Annotated in this window: 17 protein-coding genes; 14 read left to right on the top strand and 3 right to left on the bottom strand. The window is 54.7% G+C overall.

Features of this window, described 5'->3' with window-relative positions; translation table 11 throughout:
• The first annotated feature begins 295 nt into the window (after nucleotides 1-295).
• Complete coding sequence (locus JW499_RS18100) at nucleotides 296-1,453, top strand: pyridoxal phosphate-dependent aminotransferase (protein WP_205211904.1); 1,158 nt, start codon at nucleotides 296-298, stop codon at nucleotides 1,451-1,453.
• Nucleotides 1,453-2,157 carry a DNA/RNA nuclease SfsA gene (gene sfsA, locus JW499_RS18095; protein WP_205211903.1) on the top strand — a complete coding sequence of 235 codons (705 nt, stop codon included), beginning with the start codon at nucleotides 1,453-1,455 and terminating at the stop codon, nucleotides 2,155-2,157. The genes JW499_RS18100 and sfsA overlap by 1 nt, the downstream gene beginning before the upstream one ends.
• A gap of 3 nt (nucleotides 2,158-2,160) precedes the next feature.
• On the opposite strand, the gene JW499_RS18090 is transcribed toward sfsA, so the two are convergent.
• The gene (locus JW499_RS18090) at nucleotides 2,161-2,487 is read right to left on the bottom strand and encodes a Rieske (2Fe-2S) protein (protein ID WP_091361632.1); all 327 of its coding nucleotides are present in this window, start codon (nucleotides 2,485-2,487) and stop codon (nucleotides 2,161-2,163) included.
• 121 nt (nucleotides 2,488-2,608) lie between these two features.
• Between JW499_RS18090 and JW499_RS18085 the strand changes: the two genes are divergently transcribed.
• From JW499_RS18085 to JW499_RS18075, 3 genes are read left to right on the top strand one after another with little or no spacing between them, the layout of a single operon-like run.
• The gene (locus JW499_RS18085) at nucleotides 2,609-3,397 is read left to right on the top strand and encodes an energy transducer TonB (protein ID WP_205211902.1); all 789 of its coding nucleotides are present in this window, start codon (nucleotides 2,609-2,611) and stop codon (nucleotides 3,395-3,397) included.
• Complete coding sequence (locus JW499_RS18080) at nucleotides 3,397-4,386, top strand: FecCD family ABC transporter permease (RefSeq protein WP_205211901.1); 990 nt, start codon at nucleotides 3,397-3,399, stop codon at nucleotides 4,384-4,386. Before JW499_RS18085 ends, JW499_RS18080 begins: the two co-directional genes overlap by 1 nt.
• A complete protein-coding gene (locus JW499_RS18075; RefSeq protein WP_205211900.1) occupies nucleotides 4,380-5,144 on the top strand; it encodes a heme ABC transporter ATP-binding protein in 765 nt (254 codons plus the stop codon). Before JW499_RS18080 ends, JW499_RS18075 begins: the two co-directional genes overlap by 7 nt.
• Here the strand turns inward: JW499_RS18075 and JW499_RS18070 are convergent.
• Nucleotides 5,141-6,787 carry a bifunctional aminoglycoside phosphotransferase/ATP-binding protein gene (locus tag JW499_RS18070; protein ID WP_205211899.1) on the bottom strand — a complete coding sequence of 549 codons (1,647 nt, stop codon included), beginning with the start codon at nucleotides 6,785-6,787 and terminating at the stop codon, nucleotides 5,141-5,143. The two genes, JW499_RS18075 and JW499_RS18070, sit on opposite strands and share 4 nt — an antisense overlap.
• A gap of 47 nt (nucleotides 6,788-6,834) precedes the next feature.
• Between JW499_RS18070 and mrcB the strand changes: the two genes are divergently transcribed.
• Both mrcB and JW499_RS18060 read left to right on the top strand, forming a co-directional pair.
• Nucleotides 6,835-9,180, top strand: a complete 2,346-nt coding sequence (gene mrcB, locus JW499_RS18065) for a penicillin-binding protein 1B (protein ID WP_205211898.1) — start codon at nucleotides 6,835-6,837, stop codon at nucleotides 9,178-9,180.
• Between the two features lie 4 nt (nucleotides 9,181-9,184).
• Nucleotides 9,185-9,739, top strand: coding sequence for a tetratricopeptide repeat protein (locus JW499_RS18060; RefSeq protein WP_205211897.1), 555 nt, complete (start codon nucleotides 9,185-9,187; stop codon nucleotides 9,737-9,739).
• Nucleotides 9,740-9,848: 109 nt separating this feature from the next.
• On the opposite strand, the gene JW499_RS18055 is transcribed toward JW499_RS18060, so the two are convergent.
• Nucleotides 9,849-10,232 carry a hypothetical protein gene (locus JW499_RS18055; RefSeq protein WP_205211896.1) on the bottom strand — a complete coding sequence of 128 codons (384 nt, stop codon included), beginning with the start codon at nucleotides 10,230-10,232 and terminating at the stop codon, nucleotides 9,849-9,851.
• 209 nt (nucleotides 10,233-10,441) lie between these two features.
• Between JW499_RS18055 and JW499_RS18050 the strand changes: the two genes are divergently transcribed.
• Genes JW499_RS18050 through JW499_RS18020 form a run of 7 tightly spaced genes read left to right on the top strand, consistent with a single transcriptional unit; the run spans nucleotide 10,442 to nucleotide 16,892 of the window.
• Nucleotides 10,442-10,876, top strand: coding sequence for a c-type cytochrome (locus tag JW499_RS18050; protein WP_205211895.1), 435 nt, complete (start codon nucleotides 10,442-10,444; stop codon nucleotides 10,874-10,876).
• Between the two features lie 9 nt (nucleotides 10,877-10,885).
• On the top strand, nucleotides 10,886-12,289 hold the full coding sequence (locus JW499_RS18045) for a cbb3-type cytochrome c oxidase subunit I (RefSeq protein WP_205211894.1): 1,404 nt from the start codon (nucleotides 10,886-10,888) through the stop codon (nucleotides 12,287-12,289).
• Between the two features lie 50 nt (nucleotides 12,290-12,339).
• Nucleotides 12,340-13,278 carry a 4Fe-4S binding protein gene (locus JW499_RS18040; RefSeq protein WP_205211893.1) on the top strand — a complete coding sequence of 313 codons (939 nt, stop codon included), beginning with the start codon at nucleotides 12,340-12,342 and terminating at the stop codon, nucleotides 13,276-13,278.
• Nucleotides 13,275-13,868 (top strand): cytochrome c oxidase subunit 3, encoded by a 594-nt coding sequence (locus JW499_RS18035; protein WP_205211892.1) that lies wholly within the window; start codon nucleotides 13,275-13,277, stop codon nucleotides 13,866-13,868. Before JW499_RS18040 ends, JW499_RS18035 begins: the two co-directional genes overlap by 4 nt.
• A gap of 23 nt (nucleotides 13,869-13,891) precedes the next feature.
• Nucleotides 13,892-14,146, top strand: coding sequence for a cytochrome C oxidase subunit IV family protein (locus JW499_RS18030; protein WP_205211891.1), 255 nt, complete (start codon nucleotides 13,892-13,894; stop codon nucleotides 14,144-14,146).
• 33 nt (nucleotides 14,147-14,179) lie between these two features.
• Nucleotides 14,180-14,995 carry a CbbQ/NirQ/NorQ/GpvN family protein gene (locus tag JW499_RS18025; RefSeq protein WP_205211890.1) on the top strand — a complete coding sequence of 272 codons (816 nt, stop codon included), beginning with the start codon at nucleotides 14,180-14,182 and terminating at the stop codon, nucleotides 14,993-14,995.
• Between the two features lie 34 nt (nucleotides 14,996-15,029).
• Nucleotides 15,030-16,892 (top strand): nitric oxide reductase activation protein NorD, encoded by a 1,863-nt coding sequence (locus JW499_RS18020; RefSeq protein WP_205211889.1) that lies wholly within the window; start codon nucleotides 15,030-15,032, stop codon nucleotides 16,890-16,892.
• Nucleotides 16,893-16,962: the final 70 nt, after the last annotated feature.

Raw genomic sequence — 16,962 nt, 5'->3', positions numbered from 1 at the left:
AAACCAACCATCAGAAGGGAGCTGAAGTTACCAGAACCTTTGAGTTTTCACCAGCCCCAAGATCAAAAAACTGTAAATCATCTGAAACGGCTACATTTTAATTTTTTTCAATCTGTTGTGTAGTCCAGAGTCATTCAAAGCGGCACAACAACTAACTATAGCAGCGATTAGCTGTTTTATCGCAATCGTTACCTGGCGGAAATGGTGATTCCGGGGAGTGAAGTTCTGCTTTCAGGCTATGACTAATGTATAATCCTGACCATTCAAAAACGGTCAACAGAGGGAGCCGCGTGTGATGAATCACTGGTCGGATCGGGTCGCTGATATCGAATCCTTTAAAGTTATGGATCTGCTCAAACGGGCCAAAGAGCTGGATGCTCAGGGGCATGATGTCGTGCATATGTGTGCCGGAGAACCCGACTTTGCCACCCCGGCACCGGTTGCCGAGGCGGGGATCGCGGCGATTCGTGATGGCCACACCCAGTACACTCCAGCGGCCGGAATTCCCCCGCTACGTGAGGCGATCGCCGGGTTTTATCAGCAACGTTATGGTCTGAATATTCCGGCGGAACGGGTGATTGTTACGGCGGGCGCTTCCGGAGCATTGCTGATGGTGTTTGCGACCCTGACTAACCCGGGGCAGACCTTTATGATGGCTGATCCCGGTTACCCCTGCAATCCCCGTTTCCTGCGTTTGCTGGAGGCTCGGGGACAACTGGTGCCGGTTGGCACAGACGACAACTACCAGTTAACTCCGGAGCTGATCGAGCAGAACTGGAACAGCAATACTGCGGGGGTTCTGCTGGCTTCGCCCGCTAATCCTACCGGTAGTGTGGTGCACAGAGAGCAGTTGGAGCTGATCTCGCAGACGGTCAAAAGCAGAGCGGGTCACCTGGTTGTGGATGAGCTGTATCATGGCCTGACCTATGGCTTTGATGCCCCCACGGTACTGTCGGTAGATCAGGATGCGTTTGTTCTGAACAGCTTCTCAAAGTATTTCGGCATGACGGGCTGGCGACTGGGCTGGACGATTGTGCCCGACGCTGCGGTGGCGGATATTGAACGGCTGGCGCAGAATCTGTTTATCTCGCCTCCGACGATTGCTCAGCACGCCGCCCTGGCGGCGTTTCGTCCTGAGACTATTGATATCCTTGAACAGCGCCGCGAAGCGTTCCGCGAGCGGCGGGATCTGCTGGTCGATGGTTTGCGGAAACTGGGTTTTGAGATCCCGCTGATGCCTGAGGGCGCGTTTTACGTCTATGCCGATGCCTCCAGGTTTACCGATAATACCTTCGATTTCTGCTGGGAGCTGCTGGAACAGGATAAAGTGGCGGTAACCCCGGGTATCGACTTTGGTGAGTACCGGGCCAACCGATATATCCGTTTCTCTTACACCACCAGTCTGACACAGATCGAAAAAGCGCTTGAACGACTGCGGAAAAGGCTGAGCTGATGCAACTGAACAATATGCAACCGGGCCGGCTGATCAAACGCTACAAACGGTTTCTGGCGGATATCGAACTGGACAATGGGCGACAGTTGACGGTGCACTGCCCGAATACAGGGTCAATGAAAAACTGTGCCGATCCTGGCAGTCAGGTCTGGATTCAGGACTCCGGCAATCTGAAACGTAAATACCCCTTTGGCTGGGAGCTGGTGCAGGTTGAGGGGCGTTTCTGGGCCTGTATCAATACCGGCCGGGCGAATGCGCTGATCCGGGAAGGGATCGAAACCGGGGTGATCTCTGAACTGCAGGGGTACAGCTCAATCCGGCAGGAGGTCAGGTATGGCGATGAGAACAGCCGTATTGATCTGTATCTGGAGGATGAGCAGCGGCCCCCCTGCTATGTGGAGATCAAGAATGTCACCCTGCTGGAAGAGAGCGGGATCGGCACCTTTCCTGATGCGGTTACCGCCCGGGGGGCTAAGCATCTGCGGGAGCTGATGTTGATGGTCTCTGAGGGATATCGGGCGGTGTTGATGTTCTGTGTCCCCCACACCGGTATTGAACAGGTGCGCCCGGCGGATCATATCGATCCGGCCTATGGTCAGTTGCTGCGCGAGGCGGCCGCTGCGGGTGTGGAGGTCTACGCCTATGGCGCCTCGATTTCGCCACAGCAGGTGGTGATCAGTCAGTCGCTGCCGGTCTGTCTGTGATCCCTATTCCGGGATGCAGAGCTGCCCGTCGATAATCTCATAGCTAACCGGGATCAGGCTGGCTCCGGCGCAGGGGCCTGCGATGCAGAGCCCCTTGTCGATGGTGAATAGCGCACCATGGGTGGAACACTGGATAAACTGTTTTTCCACATCGAGAAATGTATCGGGCAGCCACTCCAGCGGAACACCTTTATGGGGACAACGGTTTTCATACAGGTAGATGCGTCCCTGTCGACAGACCGCAAACAGCTTGCGCTGATTCAGTTCGATCCCTTTCGCGCTGTTTTCAGTCAGCTCACTGATGTCGAATAACGGGGTAACGGTTGGCATAGTGAATCCGGTTAATCTTCGGTTGAGAAAATATCAGGTCGTTGTGCTGATACTGCTATTATAATCGCCAACTTTCATTGCCAATGATAGCGTCTTATTAAAAAGAGGATGCCCTTAATCTGTGAATAGCCTGCTGGCAACTCTGATTGAGTTGCGTGTTTTTATAATTACCCTGTTAGTGTCGGGTGCTGTTCATCTGACACTGATCGGTAGCGGCTGGCTGTCTTCACCACAACCGGTTCGTCTGGGCGGACAGGAGCTGAATGTCCGGGTGACCGCTCCCCGCAGCGACAACGGCAGTGAGGAAAGCAGCCGGGAGGTGAATGAATCACATGAGCATAGTGCGCCACATGAAAGCAGCGCGCCTGTTATTGCAACGGCAACCGATCAGCCGGCAGTAATGTCTGCAGCCAAACCGCCTGTCAGGCCTGCAGCTCAGCCGGTTGCGACCTCCCCCGAACGGGTGCCTGATCATGTTCCCCCCGCCGCTGAGCCGGATTCGAAAGCTGACTCCGCTGAGACTCAGCTACCCAAAGCCGAGGCTCCTGCGGTGGTTCGGGAACCGCCTGAGAAGCCACCGGTAACGCGTCATCAGGCAGAACTGCTGTCATCTCAAAGCACACCGGTGTATCAGAACCACCCGGAATTTAGGGTGTCGCCAGAGCCGCCTCCGTATCCGCGACTGGCACGTAAAAGGGGGATTGAGGGGCAGGTGGTTTTGCGGGCTGAGATCGGCCGGGATGGCGCTGTCGAGGGGGTAAAGGTGGAACACAGTTCAGGCTCTGACTTGCTGGATCAGGCCGCCCGGGACGCGGTGCAGCAGTGGCAGTTTGTTCCGGCCAGACAGAATGGATTAGCGGTGGCGTCTTATGTCCGGGTGCCGGTTGATTTTGTTCTGGAGAAACGCTGATGAGTCATCGCACGATAGTGATTGGATTATGGTTTTTATTATTAATATCGGCGCTTTTTTCACTGATGACCGGTCCTGTGGCGGTCGATCTGAGTGGCGTGTTTGATGACTCTGTCGCCAGTCAGGTGTTCTGGCAGCTGCGTCTGCCACGCCTGCTGCTGACGTTGCTGGCCGGGGCACTACTGGCGATCACCGGAGCCGCTGCACAGTCGTTGTTTCGTAATCCGCTGGCCGATCCCGGTCTGATCGGTATCTCCGCCGGGGCGGCCCTCAGTGCGGGGGGAATGATGGTGTTGCTGGGCAGTTCGGTCTACCTGCTGGGGGGGCTGATGTTACCACTGGCGGCGTTTGCCGGAGGAGTGCTGACCACTTTGCTGGTGGCGCGGTTATCGGTCACCCTGCAGGGGGTGTCAGTCACCAATATGTTGCTCTGCGGTATCGCGATCAATGCGATTGCGCTGGCCGGTCTTGGCGGGCTGAAATATCTGGCAGGAGATCAGCAGCTGCGTCAGCTGAGCTTCTGGTTACTGGGCAGTCTGAATCATAGTCGCTGGCAGGACCTGCTGGTGCTGCTGGTGGCTGCAGTACCGGTATTATGGTTATTACCCCGCTATGGCCAGAAGCTGAATCTATTGTTGCTGGGTGAACAGCAGGCCGGTTTGTTAGGACTGAATGTGGTGCGTTGTAAGCGGCTGATGATTCTGCTGATCGCTCTGGGAGTCGGCGCCGTTGTGGCTCTCACTGGTATTATCGGATTTGTCGGTCTGGTCGTCCCCCATCTGGTGCGTCTGTTAACCGGCCCTGATAACCGCCGTCTGCTGCCTCTGTCGGCGCTGCTGGGGGCGGTGTTGCTGACCGTTGCCGATAGTGTATCGCGACTGCTGGTGAGTCCTGCGGAGTTGCCGGTCGGTATTGTCACAGCGCTGGTGGGCGGGCCATTTTTTCTGTTGCTGTTAACCCGGCGCAAGCGGGAGTTGAGCATATGTTAACCGCTACCGGTCTCTGCCTGAAACGCAATGGACAAACGTTGCTGGACGATATCTCTGTAGAACTGCCGCCCGGGGAGATAACGGTATTGCTCGGACCAAATGGTGCAGGTAAATCCACTTTGTTAGGGATGCTCTGTGGGTTGAACCGGGCAGACAGTGGCCGGGTTTGTCTGGCTGGCGTTGAGTTGTCCGGGATGGAGCCGCAGCTGAGAGCGCGTTATCTGGCGATGTATACCCAGCAGCAGCCGCTCAACTTTCCATTCCGGGTGGAGGAGGTGGTGGCGCTGGGCTGCTACCCGTTGCTGTTGGACCGGTCTGCGACAGCGGTAAGGGTGTCAGCCTGTTTACAGCAGTTTCAACTGGAATCGCTGGCGCAGCGCGATTATACCTCCCTCTCCGGCGGTGAACAGCAGCGGGTGCAGGTTGCCCGGGTGCTGGCTCAGGCGGGGCCCGATTGTCAGGTGTTGTTGCTGGATGAGCCGGTCAGCGAGATGGATCTGAGGTATCAGCAACTGCTGCTGCAACAGATCAGAATGGTCGCCGCGGCAGGGGTATCGGTCTGTTGTGTGCTGCATGATCTCAATCTGGCGGCGCAACTGGCAGACCGGGTGGTGCTGTTACAGCAGGGGCGGATGGCCGCCGTGGGGCCGGTGGACAGTGTGATGACCGAACGACAGCTCAGCGATCTTTATCAGGTGACTGTGCGAAAAACCGACACCCTGTCTGGTCCTGTCTTTATCAGCCAGCCCGGCCCTTAATCGTTTAATGATAAACTGATCTGTGGATCCCGCCGGATCTGCTCAAAGAGACTTTCGACTGGATCTGCGCAGTTGGTATCCACTTTATAGCAACAGCGTTGCTCTGCCTGGGTTAATGGCTGTTTGGTTTTCTGCTGCTGCCGCATGATCTGTACATCGGCATCGGAAGGGTCTGCAGCCTCTGCTACGCGACGTTCCAGACGTTGCTCCATTAAGGTCTGGTTGCAGGTGCAGGAGATAATGCGCATCTCAATCCCCAGTTTTTCAGCGATGCGGCGATAGCTCAGACGGGTACGTTCGCGGATAAAGGTGGCATCAACGATCACCGTTTCCCCCACTCTGAGCAGCTTCTCTGTGAGGGCCTTGAGATGGTTGAAGGTATGCACATTCATCTCGTTGCCATACAGCTGCAATTTTTCCCCTTTCAGACTCAGCTCCCGGTGCAATCGTTTACGTTCAACGTCTGAGCGGATTCGGATCGCGCCACTGCGCTCCAGCAGTTGCTGGCTCAGGTAGCTTTTGCCGCTGCCTGATACACCATGCATCAGAAACAAAACCGGGGAGGGTTTGTTGGCATAGCTCAGTGCCAGCCTGATATAGCGGCGGTATTCCGCAAGGTCGACTTGCTGGCCAATCACCGCAACTTTGGCGCGTACCATCGCCCGATAACCTTTGTAAAAGTTAAGTAACCGGGTGCCGTCGTAGTCACCGGTAATTTCCAGATAGCGGTTCAGGCAGCGATTGGCAAAGGCATGCTGTTGATTGGCTTCCAGGTCCATCAGCAGGAATGCCAGATCGCAGATGGTGTCGATCCAGCGAAACTCCAGATTGAACTCAATACAGTCAAACAGCCTGACCTGGTTATCCAGCAGGGTGGTATTACCCAGATGCAGATCGCCGTGACATTCACGAATATTGCCGTCGCGCTTGCGTTGTTCAATCTTTGAAGACAGACTGCGGAACTGCTGACTGACCTGATAGGCTAACTGCTGTAGTTCCAGCCAGTCATCGAGTGAATGCAGATGCTCGCCGGTGTGGGTGAAATTATCGCTGACCACCTGCCAGACCGTGTCAGTTTCGCCCCAGGGACCATCGTTGCTGGCGTGGGGTACAGCAAGGTGAAAGTCTGCAATCTGCTGACTCAGCGCGTCAATGTGGGCGTTGGTCAGGGCGCATTTCTGTAACAGCCGGTCCAGCCGCAGGCCGTCATCAAACTGGCGCATTTTTACCGCATACTCGAACGGTTCTGCCGAACTATTCGGTTCAGAGTTGTCTGTATCAGCAGCGGGTGCGTCGCTCTCCACCGGTGTGGCTGTCACTGAAGATGTGTTGGCCGGTTCAGGAATGGTTAATTCCACAGCGGTTAGTGTGGGGCTGGCCGGCGAGCCGCAAATGGCGACGACCTCCTGATATATATCCGGAGCTAATCGTTGATTCAGGCGGAGTTCTTCATAACAGTAGTGTTTGCGACTCTCCAGACTGGTAAAATCAAGAAAACCAAAATTGACCGGTTTCTTGATTTTATAGGCGATCTCGCCGGTCAGAATTACCCAGGAGATATGCGTCTCAATCACCCGGATCTCAGCGACCGGATGAGGATAATGGTTTGGATCTGACAGGGCTGTGATCAGTTCTTGAGTCATATATTTTTTAGTAGTTGCCGGAATTCACAGAGGATTATACGTAGCCAATGGCAAAAAAGAGAGGGGCAGCTGCATCCCGTTCCCAAAAGAGTCGCAAAACGAAGTCAAATAAGCCCTCCTGGAAGCGTCGGCTGTTTAAACTGTTTCTGAAAGTGTCCCTGGTGATGCTGGTGATTGCCGCCGCCGGGCTGGTATATCTGGATGCTCAGGTGCGGGCGAAGTTTGAGGGTAAACGCTGGGCGCTGCCCGCGAAGGTGTATGCCCGGCCTCTGGAGCTGTTTCCCGGTCAGCAACTGAGTCGTGACGATCTGAAAATCGAGCTGAAAGGGTTGGGCTATCAGTTTACCTCCCGCGCTACTCAGCCGGGCAGTGCCGAATGGGCAACCTCGCGGGTGCGGCTGTATACCCGTGGGTTTGATTTTCCCGATGGTCAGGAGAGCGCCCGTAAACTACTGATCGATTTCAGTGGCGATACGCTGACCCGTATTCGTGATGAGTCGGGCAGTCAGTTGCCGCTGGCACGCTTAGAGCCTGTTTTGATTGGCGGTATCTACCCCAAAGATAATGAAGACCGCGATCTGATCCAGCTCTCTGAAGCGCCCCCCCATCTGGTGGATGCCCTGATCGCCATCGAAGACCGCAACTATTACAGTCACTTCGGTATCTCCCCGCGGGGGATCGCCCGGGCGATGGTCGTCAATGCTAAAGCGGGTCGTTTTGTACAGGGCGGCAGTACCCTGACGCAGCAACTGATTAAAAACTTCTACCTCAGCTCAGAACGTTCGCTCAGCCGTAAGCTGGCCGAGATTCCGATGGCGGTGCTGCTGGATCTGCACTACAGCAAAGATGAGATTCTCGAGGCGTATCTCAATGAAGTTTATCTGGGGCAGGAGGGTTCCCGGGCGATTCACGGTTTCGGTCTGGCCAGCCAGTATCTGTTTGCACAGCCGATTCGGGAGCTGAAGCTGCATCAGGTTGCGCTGATGGCGGCGCTGGTTAAGGGGCCTTCGTTTTATGATCCCCGTCGCCACCCACAACGGGCCACTGAGCGGCGAAATCTGGTGCTTAAAGTGTTGCAGGAGCAGGGCAGCATTACTCTGGAAGAACGGCAACAGGCGGAGCAGCAACCGCTGGGGGTGGTGGAACAGCAGAGTCTGCTCAAAGGCGCTTATCCGGCATATCTGGACCTGGTAAAGCGGCAACTGCGACAGGAATATCCCGAAGAGGCGCTTAACAGTGAGGGGCTGAGGGTGTTTACGGCCCTGGACCCGATCGCCCAGACACGGGCTGAAACCAGCCTGGTCAGTGTTATCGGTAAGTTGCAGCAGCGTTATGGTAAACCGGTTAAAGAGCTGGAGGGCGGGATGGTCGTGAGTAACCCGCTGAGTGGAGAGGTGCTGGCTATTGTGGGTGGGCGCAATACCCGCTATCAGGGGTTTAACCGGGCGCTGGATACGCTGCGTCCGGTGGGATCATTGATTAAACCGGTGGTATATCTGGCAGCGCTGGAGGGGGATTATACCCTCGCTTCGATCATAGAGGATGAACCGCTCGAGGTGAAACTGCCCAATGGCGACGTGTGGCAACCACAGAACTACAGCCGTACCAGCCACGGTCCGGTGCCGTTGCACACTGCGCTGGCACACTCCTACAATCAGTCATCTGCGCGACTGGGACTTGAGATCGGCACCGCTAAGGTGGTGGATATGCTCAGGCGACTGGGGTTGCAGCGTGATGTCGATGAGTACCCTTCAATGCTGCTGGGGTCGACCGCGCTATCACCGCTGGAGGTCGCTCAGCTGTATCAAACCATCGCCGGAAACGGCTTTCAGGTGCCGATGCGGGCGATCCGGATGGTGACCGATAGCAACAATGAGGAGCTGTCCCGATACTCTTACAACATCCTGCAGACAGTGGCATCCGGCCCGGTACACCTGATTCAGTATGGTTTGCAGGAGGTGGTGCGCGAGGGCACCGCCCGTTCGGTGTATAATCGTTTACCTCAGGATCTTATTGTGGCGGGAAAAACCGGCACCACCAATGATCAGCGGGATAGCTGGTTTGCCGGTTTTGCCGGTGACCGGCTGGCGGTTGTCTGGCTGGGACTGGATGATAACCAGCCGTTGCCGCTGACCGGTAGTAGCGGCGCGCTGCGGGTATGGACCGAGTTTATGGCGCGCACCCGGCCGCAGCCTTTCATGGCGGAAAGACCGGATACAATCAAGTATCATTGGGTTGAAGATAGCACCGGGCTGATGTCGGGTGAAGGGTGTGAGGGAGCCCGGGAACTACCCTTTATCGAGGGCACTGAACCTAAGGAATCATCCGGGTGCGGTGACAGTGTTATCAGTAATCCGCTTGATCTTCTCAAGCGCTGGTTCAGAACGGAATAAACAGATGAAAAAAGTGATATCGACAGGTTGTGGGCTGCTCTTAACATCATTACTCGCCGGTTGTATGGGCGGTAATGCCAATATTAATCCGATTGTGGAAGACCGCTCAGAATCCGGCAGCGGGGTCGCGGTTGATCCGAATGTCGGTTCAGATACTGCCGTGGCGACGCCGGTTGATACCGGTCAGGGCTTCACTGTGGTGAACCGTCAGGTTGCCGCGCCAGCGCCTGTATCCAGCAGCAATCCGGCCGTTATCGCTCTGCTTCAGGGCGCGCTTGAACAGCAGAAACAGGGTGAGTACAGTGCAGCGCAAAGCAGCCTTGAGCGGGCTCAGCGGATAGCTCCCCGTGATCCCCATGTGTATATGCGGCTGGCCGATCTGCGTCGTCAGCAGGGACAGTATCTGCAGGCAGAACAGTTTGCCCTCAAAGGGCTGACCCTGGCCCGTGGGCAGTCGGCCATGGAGCGCAAATTCTGGATTCTGATTGCGGATATTCGCAGTGAGGGTGGCGATCACAGCGGCGCGGCGGCTGCCCGGGATAAGGCGAACATGTTGTGAAATACGGCGTTATCGCTGGTGTTGAGTTAAACCGATTATTGCCGCTATGATTGAATAGCGGTTTAGGCGGCTTTTAATATTCACAGTGTCTGAGTCATAAACCGGTTTATCAGACCGGGCAGCGCTGACGCCCAGGGTGGAAGTGCTGACCGCTGATCGCCTTGGCTAAGGCGAAGATGCCCAGCAATACAAATCCGGTATGCATCACAATCAGGTACAGCAGGATCATAGAGATGCCTGCTGCGCTGCCTGCCAGTAAGACCCACAGGGTGGTTCCTCCCCCGATCACAATCAGACAGAACCAGCCGCTTATCAGACACGCCTGATGCAGATGGCAACGCTCCAGTGGATTACTGCTATGGCGGTATTTCCAGCGCAGAAAACAGAGTATCACCAAGGCGATGCCGGGCAGAGCCAGTAAATTGATCAGATAAAGCGACTCAGCGACGATGGCCAGCCGGTTTCTGTTTGCTGTTGATTCGATGGATCGCATAACGCGCTTCAGTCTCCGCAAAATCTTTATACGCTCATTAATAGCGCAGGTTTTTCTAAAAGCCTATAAAAACACTCAGGTATTTTTCCAGAATTGACCTTGATCAAGGTTACCTTGCCGTAAGTGGCGACAATTGTGGCACGTAGTGAGTTGCTATAAGGCGGCTATATTCTGGTTGCCAGTCACAGTTTAAGGGGTGGAGATACCTTATGAACGAAACGTTTACCAAGTCGATGGCCAGGAATATCTTCTTCGGAGGAAGCTTGTTCTTCTTTCTGTTGCTGATAGGACTAACCACGCATTCCGTACAGGGATTACCTAAGCAGGATAACCGCCAGAATCTGACTGAAGAGGTTGCTCTCGGTAAGAAGGTCTGGGAAGACAATAACTGTATTGGCTGCCACACATTACTGGGCGAAGGTGCATATTTCGCACCGGAACTGGGTAATGTCTATGAACGGTTTGGCCACAGTAAAGAGGCGATTAAAGGGTTTATCAAGAGTCGTCCGGTGAATGGTATTCCGGGACGGCGCAGTATGCCTCAGTTCAACCTGACCGATCAGGAGCTGGATGCGATTGCAGCGTTCCTTAAATATACCTCAGAAATCAAAGCCAATAACTGGCCACCGAATATTCAGGGCTAAGGGGCACTTATGAAATATAGATCTCAATCTGTTGCTAAACCGTATTTTATTGCGGCAATTGGTCTGTTCGTCGGACAGATTCTGTTCGGTTTGATCATGGGGCTGCAATATGTTCTGGGGGATTTCCTGTTTCCGGAGATACCTTTCAACGTTGCCCGTATGGTGCATACCAATCTGCTGATCGTATGGTTGCTGTTTGGTTTTATGGGTTCGACTTATTATCTGGTACCGGAAGAGTCTCAAACTGAACTTTTCTCACCAAAACTGGCGCTGCTGCTGTTCTGGGTTTTCCTGGTCGCTGGTGCGCTGACAATTATCGGCTATCTGGCGGTGCCTTATGCCAGGCTGGCAGAGCTGACCGGTAATGATCTGTTACCCACCATGGGACGGGAGTTCCTCGAGCAGCCGACAATCACTAAGATCGGTATAGTGATTGTGGCGCTGGGCTTCCTGTTTAATATTGGCATGACCATTTTGCGGGGACGTAAAACCGTGATCTCCATGGTGCTGTTGCTGGGGCTGGTCGGGTTGGCAGTGTTCTTCCTGTTCTCCTTCTACAACCCCGATAACCTGGTGCTGGATAAGATGTTCTGGTGGTGGGTGGTACATCTGTGGGTTGAGGGTGTCTGGGAACTGATTCTGGGGGCGATCCTGGCGTTTACCCTGATCAAAATTACCGGTGTCGATCGGGAGGTCATTGAAAAGTGGCTCTATATGATCATTGCGATGGCGCTGATTACCGGTCTGCTGGGCACGGGTCACCACTATTACTACATCGGAACTCCGGATTACTGGCTGTGGATTGGTTCGGTGTTCTCTGCGATGGAACCGGTGCCGTTCTTTATGATGACGCTGTTTGCATTCAATATGGTCAACAAACGCCGTCGTCAGCATCCTAACCGGGCTGCGACGCTATGGGCGCTGGGTACCGGGGTGATGGCCTTCCTTGGGGCCGGTGTCTGGGGGTTCCTGCATACGCTGGCCCCGGTAAACTACTATACCCATGGTTCGCAGATCACCGCCGCCCATGGTCATATGGCTTTTTACGGTGCCTACGTAATGATCGTCCTGACGATGATCTCCTATGCGATGCCGATGCTGAATGGCCGGGATGCAGCCAATAGTAATAAGTCGCAGGTCGCTGAGATGTGGGCTTTCTGGCTGATGACCGTTTCTATGGTGTTTATCACTCTGTTTCTGACCGGTGCCGGAATCCTGCAGGTTTATCTGCAGCGTTACAGCGAAAGTCCGCTGCCATTTATGGTGGTACAGGATCAGATTTCACTGTTCTACTGGTTGCGTGAAGCTGCGGGTGTGATCTTCCTGATCGGGTTGGTGGTGTATCTCACCAGCTTCTTCATCAAGGGAGAGGAAGCGCGTCTGGTCAAAGCTGAAAATGTGATTTCCGATTAACAGGAGACGCTCTCCCCGCCACTGATCGTGGAGAGCGTCTGGATATTCTGATGTACCAGCCTCAGCAGTTCTATCGCAACCTTAGCCGCAGTGGTTTTTTTATCCTGTTTCTGCTGGCACCGGTTACCAATCTGTTCCGTTATGACCTGACTCAGGGGCACTTTATCCTGTTTGGACAGCCGTTGGGGCTGGGTATCGATCAGGCGGTCGCCGGGGTTGCCGGTAGCGATGCTGCAGTACAGATTCTGTTACGGGTACTGCTGCCCATTGTGGTGCTGGTGGTTGCTGGAATCTGGATTGCTGTCAGGTATGGCCGGCTGTACTGTGGCTGGCTGTGTCCCCATTTTTCCGTCGTGGAGCTGATTAACGGGCAGATGCAGCGATTGATCGGCCGCCCCACCGTCTGGGAAAAAGGCAGTAAACCTCACAGTCTGAGCGCCTGGCTGATGCTGCTTGTCAGCAGTTCGGTTATTGCGCTGGTCTGGTCTGTCGGATTGCTGGGTTATCTGGTGTCGCCGCTGGAACTGTACTCAGATCTGTGGCAACTACAGTTAAACGGGGGACGAGCGATATTTATCGCTGTCGCCACGCTGGTGTTCCTCACGGACTTTTTGTTTGCCAGGCATCTGTTCTGTAAGTATGGCTGTGCACTGGGGGTATTGCAGAGCCTGTTATGGATGATGAACCCCAAAGCGCTGATGGTCAGTTTTGACAGTAGCAGAGCGGCGTTATGCAAGGATTGTAATAATGCCTGCGATACCGCTTGTCCAATGCGCTTACCCGCACGCAGTATCAAACGGCGTAAATTTACCTGTACGCAGTGCAGTGAATGTATAGATGCCTGCAATGAGGTGCAGAAAGACAACCCACAAGGAGGCCTGTTGCACTGGACCGCGGGTGATCAGCGGCGCTCAGCGAATAGTGACCGGATGATCCCGGTACTGGAACTTGATAGCGCTAAGGATAGTACTAAGGAGAGTGAAAGATGAACGCTGCTGAATACCCTCAACCGGTTAGCGCTACGAAAATTCTCCCGGGCGATTTTGCTGTCTGGTTGTTTATTTTTGCTGAGCTGAGTGTATTTGCTCTGCTGTTCCTGTTGTTTGCGATCACCCGGGTGCGATATCCGGAGATGTTTGCTCAGGGACAGGCGTCTATCAGCACCGCCGCCGGGTTGGCAAATACTCTGGCACTACTGACCAGTAGTTACTTTGTGGTTATCGCTCAGCGGGCGCTGTTAAATCGGCAGAGAATCGCCAGTGTGATTAATCTGCTGTTGGCGCTGGCCTGTGCCGGGCTCTATCTGGGGGTAAAGAGCGGTGAATATCAGCATTTGGCGGAACGTGGCTTTGGTTTCGGGAGTAATGATTTTTATTTTTTCTACTTCGGCCTGACCGGCTTTCATATGCTGCACGTGATTTTAGGCATGCTGGTGCTGCTGTTCCTCAGTCACCAGGTGTACCGGGGCCGTTATCACTGCGAACGGATGAATGAGTTTGAGAGTGGCGCCTGCTACTGGCATATGGTCGATCTGTTATGGCTGATGCTGTTTCCGCTGGTGTATGTGTTGCAGGCCTAAAGCGGCACAGGAGGATCAGGTGGATGACAGATAGATACAAACTGACCGGACTGTGGTTGCTGCTGTTACTGTTGACCGTGGCTATGGCGCAGCTGACAGAACCTTACCAGGTAACCTTTGGGCTGGTGATTATCGCACTGTTGGGTAGCGTGATAAAAGCCGCTGTGCTGGTGGAGTATTTTATGGGTCTGAAACAGGCTCCGCTGTTGTGGCGTGGGCTGATGCTGGCCTATGTACCGGTGCTGGCCATCTGTATCAGCCTGACCTATGTCTTCTGAGCCTGTAAAAGTGAACATTTTCGGAGGTGCGTTATGAGCACGGTTTCTCAACTTAATCAGGCAGAGTCTCTGCCGTTTTATGAGCCGCAGGGGCATGAGATTGAGCTCTTCATGCATGCCTATAAACACAAACTGCCGGTACTCATCAAGGGACCGACCGGTTGCGGCAAAACCCGTTTCATCAGCTATATGGCTGAAAAGCTGGGCTTGCCTCTGTATACCGTGGCCTGCCACGATGATCTGAGTGCCCCGGATCTGGTGGGACGTCACCTGATCGGTGATGGTGAAACTGTCTGGAGCGATGGCCCGCTGACCCGGGCGGTGCGCACCGGCGGTATCTGTTATCTGGATGAGGTGGTGGAGGCCCGCAAAGACACCACCGTAGTGATTCACCCGCTGACCGATGACCGGCGTATCCTGCCCATCGACCGCACCGGCGAAACTCTCCAGGCCCCGGATAATTTCATGCTGGTAGTCTCCTACAACCCCGGTTACCAGAACCTGCTGAAGGGGATGAAGCCCAGTACCCGGCAGCGTTTTGTCTCGATGAGCTTTGATTACCTGCCAGCCGCGGCAGAGGTCGAAGTGCTGCTCAATGAAACCGCGGTGGATAAAGCGATGGCTGAACAGTTGGTGATTCTGGGCAATGGTTTGCGGCAACTGAAGGATCAGGACCTGGAAGAGGGCGCCAGTACCCGTTTGCTAGTGTACACCGCAACACTGATCAGTACCGGATTTGAGCCGGTGCAGGCCTGCCGGGCGGGTATGATTGAACCCTTGAGTGATGATCCGGATACTATTGCCGGGTTGATGGAATTGGTGCAGGCGGCGTTTGGTCGTGCTGATTAAATCCTAGTCATCTGGTTTCGCAGGAGGTACAGCGATGGAAGAGCGGGTCGGTCAGATATGGGATCGGTTTATCACCCGGATGGCCCACCAGGGACATCCACAGGCGGCGGTGGCCCTGGATCAGGTCAGCGGCCCGCTGGGTGTTTTTTACCGGGCTATGGGTGGCAATAGCGCGTTACGTATCAGCGCGACCACCGCAACCCCTCATCGGGCTCGCCGCAGCTGGTTACATCGGGTGGCCGGTACCGGACGTAAGGTTGAACTGGCCTGGCAGGATGAAAATTGCCTTTATCTGCCCGCCAGCCTGGACCTGTTTGCTGAAAAGTCTCTGAACCGGGATCTCTATTTCTGGCTGGCAGCGTTGGCGGGTACACCTTTAGCGTCAGCAAGCCCTGCGGATTTAAGCTGGATTGTTGAAAGCCAGCTGCGCACCTGCCAGACCCTGCAGCAGTATCCTGGGCTACTGCAACGCTATCAGCGACTGGTGCAGGCCTATATCGCGTTACGACCAGCGCCTGCAGATTTGAAACATGAGGCGGCCGCGCAGGAGCGGGCGATTCAGCAGGCGCTGATCTCGCCGGGTTCTGTTGCTGAGTTGCCCGAAGGTAAATATGCACCAGCCCCCGTGACGCTCTGGTTGCATCCGGATGCACCTCGCAGTGGCGGCCAGGCTGCTGATGAGATCAGTGATCGCCAGGCTTCGCAAGGGGAAACCCGGCAGGCCGAACAGCGGCGGCGACAGGCTGAACGGGTGGATAAGCCGGATGAGCAAGGGGCTACGCTGGGGGTGCGCCATGAGGCGGACCTGTTTTCCTTTGCCGAGTTTATTAAAATGGATCGCAGCAGCGATGATGAAGATAACCCGGCTCAGGCCGAAAATATCGCAAACGATATCGATAAAATGTCGGTCGCACAGGACAATACGACAGTGGCCAGCCGGATCAAATTTGATCTGGACCTGCCCTCCGCGCAGGAGGATGATATTCCGCTTAGCGAAGGTATTCTCTACCCGGAATGGGATTATAAGAGAAACCGGTTGCTTAACGACTATTGCCGCATCATACCGATGCGCAGCCGTCATGCAGTTGCTACTGAACTGCCGCAGCATTTGCTCAAACCGGCGCGCCGGCTGCGGCGCCAGTTTGAAAGCCTGTCGCTTAGCCCGCAGTGGCTGCGGGGGCAATATGAAGGGGACAAGCTGAATCTGGATGCTTATCTGGACTACCGTGGCTCAATCGCCAATAATCCATCGGCATGCGCCGCTGATCCGCGCCTGTATTGTCAGAAGCGCCCGCTGGTCAGGGATATTGCCAGCCTGCTGTTAGCTGACCTGTCGCTGTCGACCGATGCCTGGGTCAATGATGAGCAGCAGATTATTGATGTAATTCGCGACGCTGTCCATCTGTTTGCTGAAAGCCTGCACGCCAGTGGCGATCAGTTTGCTATTCATGGCTTTTCATCCCGCCGCCGCCAGCATGTCCGTTTTAACTGTATCAAAGCGTTCAATGAAACCTATGGTGCGGGTATCAGAGGACGGATTGCCGATATGAGTCCGGGTTTCTACACCCGGATGGGGGCTGCTATTCGCCATGCAACTGAGTTGCTTAGTCATCAGGCGGCAGAGAAAAAGCTGTTACTGATTCTGACCGATGGTAAGCCTAACGATCTGGATCGCTACGAAGGCCGGCATGGTGTCGAGGATACCCGTAAAGCGATTCAGCAGGCCCGCTGCCAGGGGCTGATTCCGTTCTGTATTACCATCGATGACGATGCCAGCCAGTATCTTCCCTACCTGTTTGGGGGGCAGGGTTATACGGTTATTCGTCAGGCCGAACAGTTACCGAAACGTTTACCGCAACTTTATATGACCCTGACAGGAAAGTTGTGTGCCGGATAGAAAGTTGAATATTGACTCTGGTTGTTGGCAAAACTCCGGTTATGATAGTGCTATTCGTTGTTCAAAAATG

It is taken from the genome of Amphritea pacifica, from assembly GCF_016924145.1.
Taxonomy (GTDB): domain Bacteria; phylum Pseudomonadota; class Gammaproteobacteria; order Pseudomonadales; family Balneatricaceae; genus Amphritea; species Amphritea pacifica.
The sequence above is the reverse complement of the archived record's forward strand: the minus strand, read 5'-3'. Positions and strand labels throughout refer to the sequence as shown.